The 582-nt window shown below is 41.8% G+C and carries 1 protein-coding gene; it reads right to left on the bottom strand.

Going from position 1 to position 582, the window contains the following annotated elements:
• Positions 1 to 582, bottom strand: a 582-nt coding sequence (locus tag JKA74_RS20680; protein ID WP_201433147.1) for a UDP-glucose/GDP-mannose dehydrogenase family protein, incomplete at its 5' end; no start/stop codon positions are given.

The raw sequence follows: 582 nt of genomic DNA, 5'->3' as shown, positions 1-582 counted from the left end.
TTATCTACCAATACTAAAATAAGTAAATCCTTCCTGTTTCATTTGCTCAGGCTCGTACAAGTTCCTTCCATCCAATATTAATGGATGGCTCAGTTTCTCCTTTAGCAGTTTAAACTCCGGGGTCCTGAACACCGGCCACTCCGTCATGATCATCAAAGCATCTGCTCCATCAAGGGTGGTGTACTCATCCTCGCAATAGGTTACCTTGTCTCCTAAGATCTCCTCAACGTTTTCCATTGCCTCCGGATCGTAAACACGTACTGTCGCTCCCAGTTTTAACAAGGCTTCAATGTTGTACAATGCCGGAGCCTCACGGATATCATCTGTATAAGGTTTAAAGGCCAGTCCCCACATGGCGATTGTCTTTCCTTTTAAGTCATTCTTAAAATAACCATTCAGGTGGTCTATCAACCTTGTTTTCTGACGCTGGTTAACTTCCATTACTGATTCCAGGATTTTGAAATCATAATTTACATCCCTCGATGATTTAGCTAAAGCTTGTACATCTTTGGGAAAGCAACTTCCTCCGTAACCAATACCGGCAAATAAAAACCTTTTACCTATACGTGTATCTGTACCAAT

This window comes from Marivirga aurantiaca (genome assembly GCF_016679925.1).
GTDB classification, from domain to species: Bacteria; Bacteroidota; Bacteroidia; order Cytophagales; family Cyclobacteriaceae; genus Marivirga; species Marivirga aurantiaca.
Note: the sequence above shows the minus strand (reverse complement) of the source record. Positions and strands in the feature narration are given on the sequence as shown.